Annotated in this window: 18 protein-coding genes and 1 pseudogene; 4 read left to right on the top strand and 15 right to left on the bottom strand. The window is 47.3% G+C overall.

Annotated elements, in window-relative coordinates:
• Positions 1–31 precede the first annotated feature (31 nt).
• A complete protein-coding gene (locus tag ICN11_RS02185; RefSeq protein ID WP_216228948.1) occupies positions 32–526 on the top strand; it encodes a hypothetical protein in 495 nt (164 codons plus the stop codon).
• A gap of 73 nt (positions 527–599) precedes the next feature.
• Entirely contained in the window at positions 600–755 is a 156-nt protein-coding gene (locus tag ICN11_RS02180; protein WP_216133433.1) for a hypothetical protein, read from the top strand.
• Positions 756–850: 95 nt separating this feature from the next.
• Here the strand turns inward: ICN11_RS02180 and ICN11_RS02175 are convergent, their stop codons facing one another.
• The 15 genes from ICN11_RS02175 to ndk form a co-directional block, all read right to left on the bottom strand.
• Positions 851–1357 (bottom strand): hypothetical protein, encoded by a 507-nt coding sequence (locus ICN11_RS02175; RefSeq protein WP_216228947.1) that lies wholly within the window; start codon positions 1355–1357, stop codon positions 851–853.
• Between the two features lie 93 nt (positions 1358–1450).
• Positions 1451–3664, bottom strand: coding sequence for a malate synthase G (locus ICN11_RS02170; protein WP_216228946.1), 2214 nt, complete (start codon positions 3662–3664; stop codon positions 1451–1453).
• Positions 3665–3726: 62 nt separating this feature from the next.
• On the bottom strand, positions 3727–5067 hold the full coding sequence (locus ICN11_RS02165; protein ID WP_216228945.1) for an adenylosuccinate synthase: 1341 nt from the start codon (positions 5065–5067) through the stop codon (positions 3727–3729).
• A gap of 51 nt (positions 5068–5118) precedes the next feature.
• The gene (locus tag ICN11_RS02160; protein ID WP_216228944.1) at positions 5119–6282 is read right to left on the bottom strand and encodes an ATP phosphoribosyltransferase regulatory subunit; all 1164 of its coding nucleotides are present in this window, start codon (positions 6280–6282) and stop codon (positions 5119–5121) included.
• A gap of 18 nt (positions 6283–6300) precedes the next feature.
• On the bottom strand, positions 6301–7173 hold the full coding sequence (hflC, locus tag ICN11_RS02155) for a protease modulator HflC (RefSeq protein WP_216228943.1): 873 nt from the start codon (positions 7171–7173) through the stop codon (positions 6301–6303).
• Positions 7173–8681 (bottom strand): FtsH protease activity modulator HflK, encoded by a 1509-nt coding sequence (hflK, locus tag ICN11_RS02150; protein ID WP_216228942.1) that lies wholly within the window; start codon positions 8679–8681, stop codon positions 7173–7175. Before hflK ends, hflC begins: the two co-directional genes overlap by 1 nt.
• Positions 8674–9948, bottom strand: coding sequence for a GTPase HflX (hflX, locus tag ICN11_RS02145; RefSeq protein ID WP_370623586.1), 1275 nt, complete (start codon positions 9946–9948; stop codon positions 8674–8676). Before hflX ends, hflK begins: the two co-directional genes overlap by 8 nt.
• Positions 9908–10150 carry an RNA chaperone Hfq gene (gene hfq, locus ICN11_RS02140; protein WP_114653200.1) on the bottom strand — a complete coding sequence of 81 codons (243 nt, stop codon included), beginning with the start codon at positions 10148–10150 and terminating at the stop codon, positions 9908–9910. Before hfq ends, hflX begins: the two co-directional genes overlap by 41 nt.
• 186 nt (positions 10151–10336) lie before the next feature.
• On the bottom strand, positions 10337–11701 hold the full coding sequence (gene der, locus ICN11_RS02135) for a ribosome biogenesis GTPase Der (RefSeq protein ID WP_216228941.1): 1365 nt from the start codon (positions 11699–11701) through the stop codon (positions 10337–10339).
• Positions 11698–12852 carry an outer membrane protein assembly factor BamB gene (gene bamB, locus ICN11_RS02130; RefSeq protein WP_216228940.1) on the bottom strand — a complete coding sequence of 385 codons (1155 nt, stop codon included), beginning with the start codon at positions 12850–12852 and terminating at the stop codon, positions 11698–11700. The genes der and bamB overlap by 4 nt, the downstream gene beginning before the upstream one ends.
• Positions 12852–13511, bottom strand: a complete 660-nt coding sequence (locus ICN11_RS02125) for a tetratricopeptide repeat protein (protein ID WP_216228939.1) — start codon at positions 13509–13511, stop codon at positions 12852–12854. Before ICN11_RS02125 ends, bamB begins: the two co-directional genes overlap by 1 nt.
• 47 nt (positions 13512–13558) lie before the next feature.
• Entirely contained in the window at positions 13559–14896 is a 1338-nt protein-coding gene (gene hisS / locus ICN11_RS02120) for a histidine--tRNA ligase (protein ID WP_216228938.1), read from the bottom strand.
• 58 nt (positions 14897–14954) lie between these two features.
• On the bottom strand, positions 14955–16223 hold the full coding sequence (gene ispG, locus ICN11_RS02115) for a flavodoxin-dependent (E)-4-hydroxy-3-methylbut-2-enyl-diphosphate synthase (protein WP_216228937.1): 1269 nt from the start codon (positions 16221–16223) through the stop codon (positions 14955–14957).
• 18 nt (positions 16224–16241) lie between these two features.
• Positions 16242–17435: a 23S rRNA (adenine(2503)-C(2))-methyltransferase RlmN gene (rlmN, locus tag ICN11_RS02110; RefSeq protein ID WP_216228936.1), complete on the bottom strand. Its 1194-nt coding sequence runs from the start codon at positions 17433–17435 to the stop codon at positions 16242–16244.
• A gap of 91 nt (positions 17436–17526) precedes the next feature.
• Positions 17527–17952 (bottom strand): nucleoside-diphosphate kinase, encoded by a 426-nt coding sequence (gene ndk, locus ICN11_RS02105; RefSeq protein WP_015421250.1) that lies wholly within the window; start codon positions 17950–17952, stop codon positions 17527–17529.
• A gap of 294 nt (positions 17953–18246) precedes the next feature.
• Here ndk and ICN11_RS02100 point away from each other — a divergent pair, with 294 nt between their 5' ends.
• Positions 18247–18948 carry a Bax inhibitor-1 family protein gene (locus ICN11_RS02100; RefSeq protein WP_216228935.1) on the top strand — a complete coding sequence of 234 codons (702 nt, stop codon included), beginning with the start codon at positions 18247–18249 and terminating at the stop codon, positions 18946–18948.
• Between the two features lie 90 nt (positions 18949–19038).
• Positions 19039–19887, top strand: a pseudogene (locus ICN11_RS10700) (helix-turn-helix domain-containing protein); the annotation flags it as partial.

Below are 19887 nucleotides of genomic sequence, written 5' to 3'. Positions count from 1 at the left end.
ACTGCCTGCGCCCTTTACCTTAAGAGCACTCATGAACAACGTCATTACCGCTTTCTCCGATTTTCCATTCCTACTCCTCGTGAGAGATAGCGCCTGGGGAATTGTTTGCCTTATCAGTATTCTGATCTTTCATGGCAGCGCCATCAACCACGTCTATATGCGTTTTGAGCGCCTCACCCGTCAAAATCTAGCGGCGCACCAATACAACCGCGTCTTCTTTCACTTTTATGCCACCTTCGTATTTTTAGCCATGTTCCACCTGCTAGAAATCCTATTTTGGGCGGCTTACATCATTGGGCTCGGCATTATGAAATCACCGGTTCCTGCAATTCTCTTTGCAGGTAGCTGCTACACCACTGTAGGCTTTGAATCCGATACCTTGCTGGATGGCTGGAAGACATTTGCATTTTTCATCTCTTTCAGCGGTCTATTTTCATTGGCATGGACTACCTCCATCATGATTGGCATGACCACGGCCTATAAGAATGCTTGGGACCAAAAGTATCGACACACTGATGTTTATTAAGTGATATGGTCTAAATATCTGCAATCTATGATGATCAGGTGTATCATTAGGGTTAACCCTTAAGGAGCTCACCATGGCACATTCAAACTCAGTTCAGTTTCACCAGGCACCCGCTTTTAGCTTTAAGCCTTTGTTCGCAATTAAAGACTTCTTTGCCTTGTTGGTAGCTGCATTTAGCGAAGCTAAAGTAATGGAACAGAAATCACGTAAAACTAGCGGAAATTGGTAATTTATTGCTGATTTAGTCCTGTTTTAGGCCATTTATGGTCAGTTTTAAGAAATAAGCCTCTGATTTTTCGGAGGCTTTTTCTTTTGCAGCTCTAGTTATACGCGCTTAATGTAGTACCCATATACACAGCGTGAACCACCCCGAGACGGGTTATGTGTATCTTCAATGACCCCATCAATTACCGCACTTAAGTGCTTGGAAACCTTCACAATTAGCCTGCCTGAGGGCAGCTCATTGGCCAACATGTGCACTTGGCAACCAGCCCCAACCTTCATTGTAGGAACCCAATCAAAGCCATGACCCAGAATATAGTCATGAAAGACATTGCGATGATTGCCATTACGAGGTGAGGCACCCTTAGTATTGAGCTTACGAGCTAACTTATCGTTTCTTTGCTCTGCATAGGCTGCATTAGCGGCACGCAGATCTTCATAGACCTGCATGTAAGGCAATTGAGCAGCGATGGCGATGGCGCGAACCACGCAGTCACCTGCCCCTCCCTTAAAGCCTGCAGCCTCTCTACCCCCATCATTCAGCTGAAACCCTAGCGCCTGGCCACGAGCATTATTCAGTCTAGTAAACGGATTTAAAAAGCTAAACATGGAGTTGCTGAGAGATTAGGTAAGTTTCGAGCAAAAGAAAAATGGACTTGCCTCGCGACAAATCCATTTCAATTGAGAGCAAAGCGCTAGAAATTAAGCGTGGGCTTTCTTCACTTCCAAGCGCCATGCATGAAGTAAAGGCTCGGTATAACCATTCGGCTGCTCTAGACCTTTGAAAATCAGATCGCTGGCTGCTTTATAGGCATAAGAGTCTTTGTAGTTCGGCATCATTGGCTTGTACAAAGCATCGCCAGCATTTTGACCATCAACTACTTTAGCCATGCGCTGCATAGTCTCATTCACTTGAGCCTCAGTCACGATACCGTGCAATAACCAGTTAGCAATATGCTGACTTGAAATACGCAATGTGGCGCGGTCCTCCATCAAGCCTACGTTATGGATATCAGGCACCTTAGAGCAACCAACACCTTGATCAATCCAGCGAACTACATAACCCAAGATACCTTGGCAATTGTTATCCAATTCTTGCTGAATCTCTTCCTTAGACCAGTTTGCTTTTTCAACTACTGGAATGGTCAACAAATCATCAATCAGGGCTTCAGCTTCAGCAGCAGTATCTAACTGCTCCATCTCTTTTTGCAATTGCGCTACGTTAACTTGATGGTAGTGCAAAGCATGTAGTGTTGCCGCTGTTGGTGACGGAACCCAAGCAGTATTTGCACCCGCTTTAGGATGAACAATCTTCTGCTCAAGCATGGCCTTCATCAAATCCGGCATTGCCCACATTCCCTTGCCGATTTGCGCACGGCCACGTAAGCCACAATCCAAACCAGCCAAAACGTTACGACGCTCGTAAGCAGATAACCACTTGCTGGTCTTCATATCGCCTTTGCGCATCATTGGACCTGCATGCATTGCTGTATGCATTTCATCGCCAGTGCGATCAAGGAAGCCGGTATTAATAAAGGCAACGCGCGCACCTGCTGCAGCAATCGCTGCCTTAATATTGGCGCTCATGCGACGCTCTTCATCCATGATGCCAAGCTTTACAGTGTCTGCTGGCAAGCCAAGCAATTTCTCAACACGGCCAAAGAGTTCACCAGCAAAGGCAACTTCTTCAGGGCTATGCATTTTTGGCTTAACGATATAAACAGAGCCTTTACGTGTATTGCCGATTGCCTGAGTTGCAGGACGGTTAATGTCATGCAAGGCGATCAATACAGTCACTACTGCATCCAAGATACCTTCGTAGATTTCTTTACCGTCGCCAGTGATGATCGCTGGGTTAGTCATCAAGTGACCAACGTTACGGAGGAATAGCAAAGAGCGGCCATGCAAAGTCACAACGCCGTCTTTAGCATCAACAGCGCCAATGCCGGCAGTGTATTTACGATCTGGATTTAATGTGCGAGTAAAGGTTTTGCCACCCTTGCTCACTTCTTCTACCAATGTACCCTTGAGAATACCTAGCCAGTTTTCATAAGCAACAACTTTGTCATCGCCATCAACCGCAGCAATTGAATCTTCCAAATCCAAAATGGTAGAGAGAGCAGCTTCGAGTACAACATCGTTTACACCGGCAGCATCGCTAGCACCAATTGTTTTGCTCTTATCGATTTCAATATCAATGTGTACGCCGTTATTACGCAATAGTACTGAGGAAGGTGCAGAAGCGTTGCCTTGATAACCAACAAACTGCTTTTCATCAGTCAGACCTGTTTTGCTGCCATCCTTCAAGCTAACAACTAATTTATTGCCATCCACTGTGTAGGCGGTAGCATCTGCATGCGAACCTTTGGCCAGCGGTGCAGATTGATCTAAAAATTGGCGAGCAAAGGCTACAACCTTAGCACCACGAATCGGGTTATAACCACCAGCTTTAGTAGCGCCGTCATCTTCAGAGATCACGTCTGTACCGTAGAGAGCGTCATACAAAGAGCCCCAACGTGCATTAGCAGCATTTAATGCATAGCGCGCATTGAGAACTGGAACCACCAATTGAGGGCCAGCTTGAAGGGCCAATTCATCATCAACATTCTTAGTAGTACCTAGAACTTTTCCTGGCACTTCATCTAAGTAACCGATTTCTTTAAGATGCTTGCGATAAGCAGGCATATCTTTGATTGGGCCAGGATTAGCTTGGTGCCACTTATCCAAATCCAATTGCAAGCGATCGCGCTTAGCCAATAAAGCTTCGTTCTTTGGACCTAGGTCTTTAACGATTTCGTCAAAACCTTTCCAAAAGTCAGCGCTTTTAATACCTGTACCAGGTAACACTTTATCTTCAATGAAACGATATAACGGTGTAGCCACTTGTAGGCTATTACATTGTGTACGTGCAGTCATCTATAAACCCCAAAACAAATATATAAATTAAATTTACAAAAGCTAATTAAGAAAATATCTTATTAACCCTTGAATGGATGTTGCAGAAGAATCGTTTCATCACGTTCAGGTCCTGTTGAGACCATAGCGATCGGCTTTCCCGCAACTTCTTCGATACGACGCAGGAACTTCTGTGCCTCTATTGGGAGTTTGTCCCATTCACGAATACCAAAAGTAGTTCCCTTCCAACCTGGGAAATCCTCATAAATCGGCTCACAGCGCGCGACAGCTTCAGCGCCACGCGGTAATACATCTAATTTCTGACCATCAAGGGTGTAACCAACGCAAAGACGAATAGTCTCAAAGCCATCCAAGACATCAAGCTTAGTGATGCATAAGCCAGAAAGGCCGTTGATCTGAATAGAGCGCTTCAATGCAGCAGCATCTAACCACCCAGTGCGGCGCGGACGACCAGTAACAGAGCCAAACTCTTTACCCACTTCAGCCAAACGAACGCCAACTGGGTCTTGCTTGGCTGGGTTATCAAAGTCATACAACTCGCTTGGGAATGGGCCCGCACCAACGCGTGTGCAATAGGCTTTAGTGATACCCAAGATGTATTGCAATGAATCTGGGCCAACGCCTGATCCTGCAGCCGCATTACCGGCTACGCAGTTGCTTGAAGTGACGTAAGGATAGGTACCATGATCGATATCGAGCAAAGTTCCTTGTGCACCTTCGAATAATAAATTTTGACCAGCCTGCTCTGCAGCATATAAAGCGCTAGAGACATCAACTACCATTGGCTTAATGCGTGCCGCATAAGACATAGCTTCTTCTAAAGTCTTTTGGAAATCAACTGGCTCAGCACCGTAGTAGTTTGTGAGCATGAAGTTGTGATATTCCAAGTTCTCACGCAATTGAGCGGCAAACTTTTCTGGATAAAACAAATCTTGTACACGTAAGGCGCGACGTGCGACCTTATCTTCATAGGCTGGTCCAATACCGCGGCCAGTAGTACCAATCTTGGCATTGCCACGTTTTTTCTCACGCGCATGGTCAATCGCTACGTGATACGGAAGAATTAATGTGGTTGCTTCAGAAATCTTCAAACGGGATTGAACATCCAATCCTGCGGCTTCTAGCTCACCAATTTCTTTAAAGAGTGCTTCTGGAGAAAGTACGACACCATTACCGATGTAGCAAATCACGTTCTTATGCATGATTCCAGATGGGATCAAGCGCAGGATCGTTTTCTTGTCGCCAATGATCAAAGTATGACCAGCATTATGTCCGCCCTGAAAACGCACGACCGCTTGAGCATGGTCAGTTAACCAATCCACCACTTTGCCCTTGCCCTCGTCACCCCACTGGGTGCCAATGACAACGACGTTACGACCATGAGCTTGTTGCTTTGAAGACATAATGAAATCCAAAAGGTAATTACAGAATTAGTACGTTATTAATAAAGCGGGTTATTTCTTCTTTAGTTCCCATAAGCTGCCCTGCCTTACCAGCTCACGATCACAAATATATTCAGCGGTTTCTACAGCGTCACCATCCATTGCTTGAATGACTACTTCACCTGCATTGCGCAATTCAGCAATCTTGCTAGCCAGGCTTGCATCCACAATCCAAGGCGCTACGATGGCGGGCTTTCTTGGTGCTGTAGGCGCAAGATTGGTGAGAGTCAATAAATCCATTGAAAAGCCAGTAGCAGGACGAGGACGTCCAAATGCTTGGCCAACATGATCGTATCTACCACCACGTGCTATTGGTTGTGGCAACTTATCAACATACGCCGCAAACATCACACCGCTGTGATATTGATATCCGCGCAAATCAGCCAAATCAATACTGAGTTCAACCTGATTAGGCAAGGCCGCAATTGCAGCAGCAAGCTTTTCTAATTGAGCCAAGGCCTCATCAATCAACTTGTGTTTTGGCAAAGCCTTTTTAGCGTCAGCTAATACTTTAGCGCATGGTCCATTCAACTCTGTAAGAGCCATTAAAGCTTCAGCAGATTTAGTCGGCAAGCATTTAGCCCAAATAGCCAAGCGTGGTCGATCTTTACTCTGTAGCAAGCTATAGAGTGCCTCGATATCACCCTTCTCAAGACTTTGTCCATCCAGAATTCCAGCAAGCACGCCAGCATGAGACAGGTCTAGATAAACCTTGTTCAAGCCAGCAACACTTAATGTCTGCAATAACAGGGAGACCGCTTCAAAATCCGCTTCCCAACTTGCGCAGCCGTAAATTTCGGCGCCAAGTTGCAATTCTTCACGAGCAGAACTGCCTACTGGGGTACGAGCGTGTGCAATAGAACCTGCGTAGCAAAGACGGGTTACACCTTTGCGATTCAGTAAATGGGCATCAATGCGAGCAACCTGTGGGGTCATATCCGCACGCAGACCCAATGTACGACCAGATAATTGATCAACCAATTTGAATGTTTGCAAATTGAGATCTGAACCAGTGCCCGTTAGCAAGGAATCTAAGAACTCCAGAATCGGAGGGGCAACCAGCTCATAGCCATAGGACTCATACAAATCCAGAATGGCACGACGCAGAGACTCTACCTTACGAGCCTCAGCTGGTAAAACATCAGCAATATCTTCAGGAAGTAACCAACGATTCATGATCTGAAATATTCACTTTCAATTTTTTTTGTGCAAGAACTTGAAGAACTCGCCATTAGGCTCAACCACCATGACATCCTTCTTATCTTTGAAGGAGCTGCGGTAAGCCTCAAGACTCTGATAGAACTGTGCAAACTGTGGATCGCGACCAAACGCTTCCGCATAAAGTGCGGTGGCCTTTGCATCGCCTGAACCTTTAATCTTTTGTGCATCACGATAAGCCTCAGCCAAAATCGTGTCACGTTGACGCTCGGCGTTTGCTCGAATCTTGTCTGATTCTGCTGCGCCAGTAGAACGGAGCTCATTGGCAACGCGTTTGCGCTCCGCTTCCATGCGGCGATAAACGGAATCACTAATCTCAGCAAGTAAATCTACGCGCTTGAGTCGGACATCCACAATTTCTACGCCGATATCTGAAGCGTCATCAGCCACCTTCTTGCGTATACCTTGCATAACTTGCTCACGCTGATCAGAAATCAACTCACGTACAGTCCGTTTGGTGAACTCTTCATTCAAGGCAGAGCGGACCAATTGAGTTAAGCGATCTTGCGCCAAACGCTCATCACCCTTGAAGCTGATGAAGAATTTACGTGGATCAACAATGCGCCATTTCACATACGAATCCACTAAGAGATTCTTCTTCTCGGCAGTAATAAAACGCTCTGCCTCAGGGTTATCAATTGTGAGAATACGGCGATCAAAGAAACGCACGCTTTCGAATGGCGCTGGATATTTGATTTGCAAGCCAGGTTGCTCGATTACACGAACGATCTGACCAAAAGCAAAGACAACAGCAAAGTTGCGTTGATCGACAATAAAAATGCTGGAAGCTAGAACATAGGCAAGAGCAATTAATCCAGCAATGCCAGCTAGGAGACGATTTGCGTTCATTATCTTGCCTCCCGATCACGACTACGTAAGCCATCACGTTTATCAGCAGCATTTGCAGATCCAGAACTCGGAGTGACAACACTAGGAGAGCTTGCGACTGGTGCCGCAGGATTGCCTGTTGCCCCACCCACTGTGACAGATCCAGTTGGTGTAGTTGCAGGCGTCTGGCCCGTTGCTACTTGAGTACTCTCCATGCTCACTTGAGCGACCAACTTATCCAGCGGAAGATACAAGAGGCTATTGTTTTTAGTCGTGTCCACCAAAACTTTGGTGACGTTGTTATACATCTCGCGCATGCTGTCGATATACATACGATCCCGCGTCACGCCAGGCGCTTTTGCATACTCTACAAACACTTGTTTAAAGCGGGCGGCATCACCTTCAGCCGTAGCCACTACACGTGCCTTGTAACCCTCAGCCTCTTGAATCAAACGCGCTGCCGTACCTTTGGCGCGCGGAATAATATCGTTTGCATAAGCCTGACCTTCGCTCTTTAAACGCTCTTGGTCTTGTCCTGCTTTTACAGCATCATCAAACGCAGCTTGCACTTGCTCTGGCGGCTGAACGTTTTGAACGGTCACGCTAGTAACGTAAATACCAGTCTTATAACTGTCCAAGATTTTCTGAATCGAGTTTGCGAGATCAACACCAATCTTCTCGCGCCCCTCATACAAGACGGTATCCATCTTGCTACGAGCAACGATTTCACGAACGGAGGTCTCTGCTGCTTGAACCACTGTGGCATCAGGATCGCGATTATTAAATAAATAATCAGTAGGGTCTTTTAATCTGTATTGAACGGCAAAGCGCACATCAATAATGTTTTCGTCTTCGGTCAACATCGAAGAATCTTTTTGATTGGTCGCCTTAATTAATGTTGGGCGGCCCACTTCTACAGAACGCACGCCAGACAAATTAACCGTCTCTTGAGATTGAATTGGCCAAGGCATGCGCCAGTTAATACCCGGCTTAGCGGTGTAATCGTATTTACCGAAGGTAGAGATCACCCCAGCTTGGCCTTCTTGAATAATGAAGAAGCCACTAAAGATCCAAACTAAGAGCACGCCACCAGCAGCTAGTAAGACTGTAGCTTTAGAACCAAATGGATTGCTGAAATTGAAATTAGGTGCACTCATACCGCCACCACCATTACCGCCATTGTTACCACCACCATTACCGCGCTGAGATGGCGGTGGAATGTCAGTGCTATTCGGTTTGTTAGTAGGTTTGCTTGATGTTGTGCCAGGTTTTTTCTTGCCGCCAAAAATACCGCTGAGGCGGTCATTGAAATCACGCCACAATTCATCTAAATCTGGAGGGCCATCTGGCTTGGCTGGCTGCTTATTTGGCTGAACCTCTACCGGCTTTTCAGCATCTGAATTGCTCGGTTCAGCCTGAGGAGATTGTTCGCTACCCTGCCCACCCTTGGCATCTTTAGATCCACTGCCTGGGTGACTATTGCCCCAGCCTGGATCATTGACCGAAAACAGCTCAAGAAATTTACGCATCGTTTGGTGAATATTTTCGGTTGGGAATCGGGTTAAATTCAGAAGTCTCTGGTCGTTCGGGTAAAGGAGCTAAAAACTCGTCTGGGTCCATTTGGACTTTGGCACGATTCTGCTCGACCCTTATTCTATCAGTCATTTGAGAGCATTCGGCGAGTGCTGAACGCAATAAATCCAGGCCTAGGCCAGTCTTGGCAGAGAGGAAAACCTGGCTCGGAATTCCCTCGGAATCGCGGACCAGGACTGCACCCTCCGTAAAGGTCTGGGGCATCTGGTCAATCTTGTTCATCACCTCAATACGGGGGATGTCATCTGCACCAATTTCCCGTAAAACAGCCTCTACTTCAGCCTTTTGCTCCCTGGCAACCGGACTACAGGCGTCAATCACGTGCAAAATCAGGTCCGCATGGATGGTTTCGTCCAAGGTGGCCCTAAATGCCTCTACTAATTGGTGGGGTAATTCGCGGATAAATCCAACCGTATCCGAGACCACAATGGACCCTACACCATCTAAATGGACCTTTCGGGAGGTGGTATCCAGGGTCGCAAATAGCTGATCTGCGGCATATGTCCCTGCTTTTGTGAGGGAATTAAACAATGTGGACTTACCAGCATTGGTATAGCCAACCAGGGATACTGAAAAGACGTCCTTGCGGTTACGTGCCCTTCTTTGGGTTCTTTGCTGGCGTTGGAGCTTCTCAAGCTCAGTTTCTAGGCGCTTGGCCTTGGTTGCCAGCATCCGTCGATCGAGCTCCATCTGGGTTTCACCAGGGCCACCACGTACACCGATACCGCCTCGTTGACGCTCCAAGTGACTCCAAGCGCGCACTAAACGAGACATGCGATAGCGCACTTGAGCCAGCTCAACCTGAGTTTTACCAATATGACTTTGCGCTCTTTGACTAAAGATATCCAAAATCAGGCCCGTACGGTCCATGACATGAAAGCCAATGTGGCGCTCGAGATTGCGTTGCTGTGTTGGCGATAGTGGATGGTTAAAGATGACCAATTCGGCACCTTGCTCTTCCATCACTTTTTTGACTTCATTAGCCTTGCCTGAGCCAATGAACAAAGCGGGGTCAGTTTTGCCCTTGCGGGCAATCACGCTAGCTGTAGGTATAGAGCCGGCACTGTCAGCCAAAAGGCTGAGCTCTGCCATGCTGTCCGCAAAATCCTCGCGGCCTGTATCGACGCCTACTAGAACGGCACGCGCCGCATCTACACCTGTTTTATACAGAGCTAACTTCTTCCGTACGGAACTCCACTGCACGAGCGGGAACGATCGTGGAAATGGCGTGTTTGTAAACCATCTGGGTCACGGTATTGCGCAAAAGGACTACGTATTGATCAAAAGATTCAATATTGCCTTGCAGCTTGATGCCGTTAACAAGATAGATGGAGACAGGAACATGCTCTTTGCGCAAGGCATTGAGGAAGGGATCCTGTAGCAATTGGATTTTGCTGTTATTCATACTGCTCCTTAATGGTTTTTATTTGCTGCTTCTATTTTTGGGAGTCTTGCTTTTTTATTAATCAATCTACTGCCTACTGCTACTTACTGCTGCTGTCTACCTCCAACATAAGGGGTCTGATATTCAAAAATCAAGCCCCTCCGTCTAAAACATAGTTCAAACACAATTAAAGCCACAACGCTATTTTTACTTCTTTTTGCCTTTTTTGCCTTTGTCCGCATCAACATAGGGGTTTTTGGCTGTATTCATCTGAATGCGCAATGGGGTACCGCGTAACTTGAAGACCTCTCTAAAACGACCTTCCAAGTAGCGTTTATAGCTATCAGTAACACCGCTCAATGAGGTTCCATGAATCACCACAATCGGAGGGTTCATACCACCTTGGTGGGCATAGCGTAATTTTGGACGACCCATACCCACGCGCTTAGGCTGCTGATGCTCAATGGCCTCTTGCAAAATACGGGTGAGTTTAGGTGTTGGTAATTTCGCCATCGCTGCAGCGTAGGCAAGGTCTACATCTTTAAACAGCTCTTTGAGGCCGGTGCCTTTTTTGGCTGAGATTGGATGTACGTTTGCAAAGTCGAGGAAGCGTAGTTTTTGGGCAATCTCTAAACGCGCACGCTCTTTAACGTAGGCATCCAAACCATCCCATTTATTGACAGCCACAACTAGTGCACGCCCTGCTTCCACAATAAAGCCAGCGATATGTGCATCTTGCTCTGAAATATCCTGTTGGGCATCGAGCATCAAGATCACCACATTGCAATCGGCAATCGCTTGCAATGTTTTAACAACGGAGAACTTCTCAATTGCCTCAAATACTTTGCCACGACGACGCAGGCCCGCAGTATCGATCAGGATGTAAGGCTTGCCGTTACGCTCAAAAGGAACTTCAATCGCGTCGCGTGTTGTTCCTGGCATGTCAAATGCAATCACACGCTCTTCACCGATCAATTTATTGATCAAAGTGGATTTACCAACGTTAGGACGACCTACTACCGCAATCTTCATTGGGCGATTAGGATCGTTGTCTAATTCTTCTGGTTCAGGTTCTGGAATACCTAATGAATCCAAAGCATCATCGATCAAGCCACGCACACCATCACCATGCGCTGATGAAATCGGGAACGGTTCTCCAAGACCCAGCTCATGGAAGTCTGCAGTGACAACGCCAGCTTGCATACCTTCAGTTTTATTCACCGCTAGGATGACTGGTCTGCCGGTCTTGCGCAAGAAATCAGCAATCACACGGTCTTGTGGCGCCATACCCAAACGGCCATCCACCAAGAAAATAATGATGTCGGATTCGGCGACAGCTTGCTTGGTTTGCTTGGCCATCTCGGCAACGATGCCGGTCTTGGCTACTGGCTCAAAACCGCCAGTGTCTACGCAAATAAAGGCACGCTCACCAATACGACCTTTGCCGTAGTGACGATCGCGAGTTAAACCCGAGAAGTCAGCAACCAAGGCATCACGTGAACGCGTTAAGCGGTTAAAGAGCGTCGATTTTCCAACGTTAGGACGACCGACAATAGTGATTACTGGATTCATTTTGGACTGTACGCCGCTAGTTTGCCACCTTGAGATTGAATCAAGATGAGGCCATTCACCGCAATCGGTGCGGCTGTGATTGGACTACTGTCATGACGAATGCGTGCCAGCATTTCACCATTCGCTTGTGCAAGTGCATGTACATAACCCTGTGCATCACCTACGAGTAACACTTTACCAACCGCCATCGGCTCACCAACATCTCTAAATGTCAGCTGTGTGTTTTCCCAAACTTGCGAGCCATCCTTGACTGCAAACGCAGTGACATTCGATTTTTCATTGGATGAGAAAACTAGATCAGGACTTTGTGCTGTACCGGTAAAGCTTGAATAGTCTTTGAACCATAAAAGGTTTCCAGTGCGCGCTTGGCCGCAACCCACACGACCTTGATAGGAAACGGCGCAAATAATTTCGCCCTCCATACTGGGCTTAGCGGTCACATCATTGAGGCGCTCAATTTCAGAGAAGCCTTTTGGAAATGAAACTGGAGTCTCCCAAACTAAACCACCATTGGCAATCGCAATCATGCCAAAACGACCACCAGCAAATCCAGTAACAATGACTTCATTGCCAATGGCAAGCATGCCGTAGCCTACACGCAATGACAGTGCCGATTGTTGACGTTGATAAGTCCACTTACGAACACCAGTCTGAGCATCAAGACCAACAAAGCGATTATCTAAAGTGCGGATGATGACCACTCCACCAGCAACCACTGGTTCAGACAAGACTTCGCTACCAACGCTGACATTCCAGATGGGCTTGCCAGTATCGTCATATGCGTAAACAGTACCTTTGGTGGTGACTACAGCAGTAGTTCGCCCATCAGATCCAGGGCCGATAGATAAGCGATCCGGTACTGATACTTCCCAAACTTTTGCACCGGTACGCAAATCAATCTTAGCGAGATTGCCGCGATGCGAAGCGGCGTAGACCGCATCACCAGCTACCGCAGGATGAAAGTTAAATGACTCAGATGATCCTACGCTGGTGGTCCATACGGGAGTTAAGTCAAATTGATTAGTAACCGGGACGAGCTCGGCAGGCTTGCGTACACGTGAGCCACCAGAACAAGCTGTTAAGGCCAGCACTACAGAACCCAATACAAGGGTTGTACTTGCTAGTTTTGCTACACGTTTGCAATCCATCATCACTGAGCTACTCCTCCGACGGCATCCAATTTAACCTTCAAGAGACGACGTGCCTCTTCAGGGAATTCTTTTGCATCATTCAGCTGCTTCCATGCAGCTTCATAACTCTTACGCGCATCCACAGTATTCTTTTGAGCTAAATACCAATCGCCACGACGCTCTAACCACAATGCCTCGAAGCCTGCGACAGGCTTGTCTTTCAGCATGGCATCCGCTTCTGCAAAATCTTTTTCAGTGCCCAGCTCTATCAGCTGCGCTATCAAACGTAATTTAGCCAAAGCTAAATAACCCTGGTCTGAAGAATTCTTAGCAGCCCAACGCAAATAATCCATAGCTTTTGCTGAGTCACCCGCATCAGATGCAATTCTCGCAGCGACTAAGCTGGACATTGCCGCATACGGCGTGCTGGAAAACTGCTTTTGCAAATCATCGGCAGCACGTAAAGTTTGATCTTTATCACCTTTGTTAATCGCAGTAACCATGGTCTCGTATAACTGAGACGCAGCTGCGGCCTGGCTAGTGCGCCACCATTGGTATCCGCTATAGGCTGCATAGGCAAATAAAGCTGCAGTAACAACACCGGTAATCAGGTTGCGATACTTTTGCCAGAATGCTTTAAGTTGATCTACTTGTTCTTGTTCTTCTAGGTCTAAAGGCATGTCAATCCAAGCTAATAAATGCAGTTTTTAATGTTAATGTCTTAATTCTATTCGGTGGCGCCAACTATGGCATCAATTACAGCCTCCACAACGCTATCAAGCGCTACAGGCTTTTGTTCACCGCTACTACGCAAATCCTTAAGCTGAGCCTCATTTTTAGCCAATTCATCCGGTCCAATAATGACTGCATAGGCTGCCCCACTCGCATCCGCCTTCTTCATTTGCGACTTAAAGCTGGCAGTTTGGCCATCTGGAGGGCAAAAGAGGACAACATCGATACCGGCGTTACGCAGGCGCTCGGCAATGATCATGGCGGCAGTCAAGGTTTCGCCACCCTGATGAATGACAAAGGCATCGCACTGAGCTTGCGGTTCTGGCAAGGATCCAGAAACCTTCATCAACTCCAAAACACGTTCCATGCCCATGGCCCAACCGCAAGCTGGAGCAGCTTTACCACCCATGCGCTCGATCAAGGGGTCATAACGACCGCCACCAGCGATGGTGCCCTGGGCACCTAACTCTTCGGTAATCCACTCAAAAACAGTCAGGTTGTAATAATCCAAACCACGAACTAAGCGGGGGTTGATCTTGCAAGGAATGTTATTTGCCTTGAGCAATACCTGAACTGCGTCGAAATGTTTGAGTGACTCTTCACCCAAGAAATCCAATAACTTTGGCGCGCCTTCAATCAAATCCTGCATTGCTGGATTTTTAGAATCCAAGATACGCAATGGATTGGTTAGCAAGCGACGCTGGGAATCCTCATCGAGCTGCTCTTTATTTTTCTCGAAGTACGTTACTAAAGCAGCGCGATGCTCAGCACGCTCCGGAGCTTGTCCTAAAGAATTAATTTCTAGACGCACACCCTTCAGACCCAGTTCATCCCATAGGCGTTGACCCATCAAAATGATTTCAGCATCAATATCGGGGCCAGCAAAGCCCATTGCCTCAATACCAAATTGATGGAACTGGCGATAGCGACCACGTTGTGGACGCTCATGGCGGAACATTGGTCCCGTGTACCAAAGACGCTTTGGTCCTTCATAGAGAAGATTGTTCTCAACAACAGCACGAACTACAGCGGCAGTACCTTCTGGGCGCAATGTGAGTTGCTCGCCATTCAGACGGTCCTCAAAGGAATACATTTCTTTTTCAACGATATCGGTTACTTCACCAATGCCACGTTGAAACACTGCAGTCGCTTCCACAATCGGAGTACGCAAGAACTCATAGCCATAGGCACGAGTGAGATCACGTAAGACATGGTCTAAATGTGTCCACTGCGCAGCATCAGCCGGCAAGAGATCATTCATGCCGCGAACGCCATTAATTTTTTGGATCTTTTGTATTTTAGCTGGATTAGCTTGTTTAGCCTGGTCAGTCATGATGTGCGCTTCAGTTCTTCTTTGTCGTTCTTATTTGTTGTTCTTTTTTTTACTTAATTTATTTCGGTGCGTAATTCTGATTCACGTACTCATCCACAATCACCTGAAACTCTTGAGCAATGTTCTCGCCACGCAAAGTCTTTACTTTGACGCCATCCACAAAGACGGGGGCAGCCGGAGTCTCGCCAGTGCCGGGTAATGAGATGCCAATATTAGCGTGCTTACTTTCGCCCGGGCCATTCACGATGCAGCCCATGACGGCGACATTCATTGCCTCTACACCAGGGTGGGTTTTTTTCCAGACTGGCATTTGTTGACGCAGATATGACTGAATGTTGGCAGCCAATTCTTGGAAAGTTGTACTTGTCGTTCTGCCGCAGCCAGGACAAGCAATTACCATCGGTGTGAAATTACGCAATCCCATGGTTTGCAAAATCTCTTGGGCAACGATAATTTCGTTCTCGCGTGGCGCGCCAGGATCAGGCGTTAAAGAAACCCGAATCGTGTCACCAATACCCTCTTGCAACAAGATGCCCATTGCCGCCGTTGAAGATACGATGCCTTTACTGCCCATGCCTGCTTCTGTAAGACCCAAATGCAATGGGTAATCAGAACGACGTGATAGATCGCGATACACAGCTACTAAATCTTGCACATTGCTGACTTTGCAAGACAGCAAAATTTGATTGGGGTTCATGCCGAACTCCACAGCCTTTTCTGCAGACTGCAATGCGGATTGAATCAATGCCTCAATCATCACTTCTTGCGCAGTCTTCGGAACAGGCAAGGCCGCATTGCTATCCATAATGCTAGCAAGCAAGTCTTGGTCTAAGCTGCCCCAGTTCACACCAATCCGAATCGGCTTGTCATATTTACAAGCGGCCTCGATCATTTGTGCAAATTGCGGATCGCGCTTTGCGCCCTTGCCTACATTACCCGGATTGATGCGGTACTTAGATAAAGCTTTGGCGCACTCTGGGTAGTCATTTAATAAAGTGTGGCCGTTGTAATGGAAGTCGCCAATCAATGGGACCAAAACGTCCATCTTGTCTAGCTGCTCACGGATATAGGGCACTGCTTCAGCTGCAGCTGGCGTGTCCACCGTAATACGTACCATCTCTGAGCCAGCACGTGCCAACTCTTTAACTTGTATTGCGGTACCGACTGCATCTGCAGTATCAGTATTAGTCATGGATTGGACGCGTACTGGTGCATCGCCACCAATCGTAATGATGTTGGTTTTCCAGGCAACGGTTGCCTGACGAGTAGCCCTCTTAGGCGATGGGCCTAAAGGCAGCTTTGGAAGATTGTGAGATGAATTACTCATTGGACTTGTATTGTGAAATCAGTCGTCTAATCTTTTGAGCCACTGCACTGGGTGCTCGGCTTGATACTCTTGCTCTTCCTCATCTTCGAGCTCTTGAGCATCATCTTCTAAATCATGTTCTATTTTTTTGTCATGTACCGCACGCTCACGCACTCTAGTGCGATCAACTACATCACCCGCCAACTGGCCACAGGCAGCAGCAATATCATCACCACGGGTTTTGCGAACCGTAGCCACCATGCCAGCATCTAACAAGATGCTCGCGAAGGCGTGCACACGTTGCGCTGTTGAACGCTTCAATCCAGATTCTGGGAATGGATTAAATGGAATGAGATTGATCTTGCACTTGATGTTCGCCAATAAGCGCACCAACTCTTTTGCCTGAATGTCAGAGTCATTCACACCATCGAGCATGCAGTATTCAAAGGTTAAGAAATCCCTTGGGGCAAAAGGCAAATACCGTTCGCACGCAGCCAGCAATTCTCTTAAAGGATATTTTTGGTTTAGTGGGACAAGTTGATCACGCAGTTTGTCATTCGGCGCATGCAATGACACTGCCAATGCCACTGGGCAATCTTGCGCCAGGCGATCAATCATCGGCACAACGCCAGAAGTCGATACGGTCACACGGCGACGTGATAAACCATAGGCCCTGTCATCGAGCATTAAACGCAAAGCAGTAACAACGTTGTCATAGTTGAGCAAAGGCTCACCCATGCCCATCAAGACCACATTCGAGATCACGCGACCGGTGTGTTCCCAGCCCGGTGTTGGGTATTTCTCAATACGGCGAACGGCATTCGGATCAGTACGGAGCAAATGCTCTGCAAACCAGAGTTGCCCAATGATTTCACCAGCAGTGAGATTGCGTGAGAAGCCTTGATGCCCTGTTGAGCAAAAACGGCAATTAACTGCACACCCAGCCTGAGATGAGATGCACAGAGTGCCGCGATCATCTTCAGGAATAAACACAGATTCCACAGCATTACCTGCACCAACGTCCAGCAGCCACTTGCGGGTGCCATCTGCTGCATGCTCATCTTTAATGACTGGGAGGGAAAGTACTTCCGCTTTATCGAGCAATGTTGCCCTAAAGCTTTTGGCCAAATCACTCATGTCGTTAATGTCAGATACACCACGCTGGTGTATCCACTGCATGAGCTGCTTCGCCCTAAAGGGCTTTTCATTCAACCCCGCGACATACGCTGCCATTTGGTCAGCGTCAAAATCTAAGAGATTTACGCGCGGGGAGGTCAATGCGCCTACTTATGTATTAAATAGGTTGTTCGTTAGCAATCGTGAATTAACGATTGAAAACGTTCATACCGGCGAAGAAGAATGCAACTTCAACGGCAGCAGTTTCAGGAGCATCAGAGCCATGAACAGCGTTTGCATCGATGCTGTCAGCGAAGTCAGCACGAATAGTGCCAGCATCAGCTTTCTTAGGATCAGTAGCGCCCATCAAGTCACGGTTCTTAGCAATTGCGCCTTCGCCTTCTAATACCTGAATCATTACAGGACCAGAAATCATGAAGCTCACCAAATCTTTAAAGAAAGGACGTGCAGCGTGCACAGCGTAGAACTGCTCAGCTTCAGCTTGTGACAAATGCGCCATTCTGGACGCAACAATCTTCAAACCAGCAGATTCGAAACGGTCATAGATCTTGCCGATTACGTTTTTTGCAACAGCATCAGGTTTGATAATTGAAAGGGTGCGTTCGATAGCCATGTAAAACTCCAATAGTGATTTCAAAGATTTTGCTGAAATTAGCGCCAATTTGGACTCAGGGTGAACTTCTGCCCCATTTCCTACAACGCGCCAGGAATTCAGCGACCCCCGAATTATACATCGCCTGACCGTATTTACCCTGATCTGGGCGTGGCTAAGCCATTGAATTTACAGGGCATAACCCTTTAAGTTGTAGTTCTTTTCATGGGGGGCTTGAAATTACCCCATTTTGTCTATACTTACTGTCAACAGCCCCTCGTGGGCTCGTGTATTAACTATGAAAAAGGAGTCAATATGAGTGATCTGAACTCTTACGGCTTTGGGCAAACAGGCTCGATTAGCACCCCACAAGTACGCAACCGTGTACTACGCAATACCTACGCCCTTTTGGCGCTCTCAATGGTCCCTACTGTCATTGGCGCATGGCTTGGCGTTGCATTTAGGCTTAACTTCATGGCGAGCAGCCCGTTTATGGGTTTCATCGTCTTTATGGCAATCGCCTTTGGCTTCTTCTGGGCAATTGAGAAAAACAAAGACACCGGCGCTGGTGTTCTGCTGCTTTTAGGCTTCACCTTCTTTATGGGCATCATGATGTCCGGCCTGGTGGGCTACACACTCAATAGCTACAGCAATGGCGCTACCTTAATCATGCTGGCTTTTGGCGGCACAGGTGCAATTTTTGCTGTGATGGCAACGATTGCTACTGTGAGCAAGAGTGATTTTTCAGGCATGGGCAAATGGTTGATGGTTGGTGTACTGCTCTTGATCGTGGCTTCATTGGCCAACATCTGGTTGCAGTTACCCGCTTTGATGTTGACTGTGATGGTTTTAGCAATCGCGATCTTCTCAGCATTCATCTTGGTTGATGTACAACGCATCATCAATGGTGGCGAGACCAACTACATCATGGCTACTTTAGCTATCTACCTGGATGTCTATAACGTCTTCACCAACTTGCTCGCACTTTTGGGCATTGTGGGTGGCGACAGAGACTAAGTCTTATTCCCAGCTTCGACAGAAAAGGCACCTTGCGTGAACTGACCCACAAAAGTTGGACACCAAATCCAACTCAAGGGGGTCAGTCTCATGTCCAAATACAGCAAAGAGTTCAAGCTAGAAGTTATTCAGCATTACCTCTCCGGTAAGGGTGGTTTTAAAGCAGTCGGAGATCGCTACGGCGTTAAACACACCTATATTCAAAAATGGGTTCATGCCTATAAAGCTCATGGTCAAAAGAGCTTAATCAAGACTTACACACATTACCCCGACACCTTTAAGGTATCTGTGCTCCAGTCTATGCAACAAGACCAACTCTCCATCAATCAAGCCGCAGCCCGGTTTAATGTGCCAGCCCCCAGCACGATTAGTCTTTGGCAACGCCTCTACAATGAAGGTGGTATTACAGCCCTAGAACCCAAGCCCAAGGGACGGCCACCGATGTCAAAACCCTTCAAACCATTTACCCCCACCAATAAGCCAGTCACCCAAATGACTCCGCAAGAGCTCATGCAAGAGCTCGAGTACCGCCGAGTGGAGACTGATTACCTAAAAAAGCTCGAAGCCTTAGCCCAGCAAAAGCACTTGGCAAACAAGAACAAGTCCAAGTAATTACTGAGTTAAGGCAGCAATACCCTTTACAGACCATATTGGCAGTAGCCAATATGGCGAGAAGTGTTTATTACTACCAGCTAGGGCTAAGCAAGCAGGCCGATCCTCATCTTGCAACAAAGACCCAGATCCAAGTGATCTACCAGCGCCACAAAGGTCGTTATGGCTATCGACGAGTCCATTTGGAGTTAAGCAATCAACAGTGTTACCTCAACCCCAAAACCGTACAAAAACTGATGGGGCACCTCGGCCTTAAATCAACGGTGCGCCCTAAACGCTACCAGTCTTACAAAGGGTCTGTGGGTAAGGCAGCCCCAAACCTATTAG

Origin of the sequence: Polynucleobacter sp. 78F-HAINBA, from assembly GCF_018882325.1 — a bacterium.
Taxonomy (GTDB): domain Bacteria; phylum Pseudomonadota; class Gammaproteobacteria; order Burkholderiales; family Burkholderiaceae; genus Polynucleobacter.
Note: the sequence above shows the minus strand (reverse complement) of the source record. Positions and strands in the feature narration are given on the sequence as shown.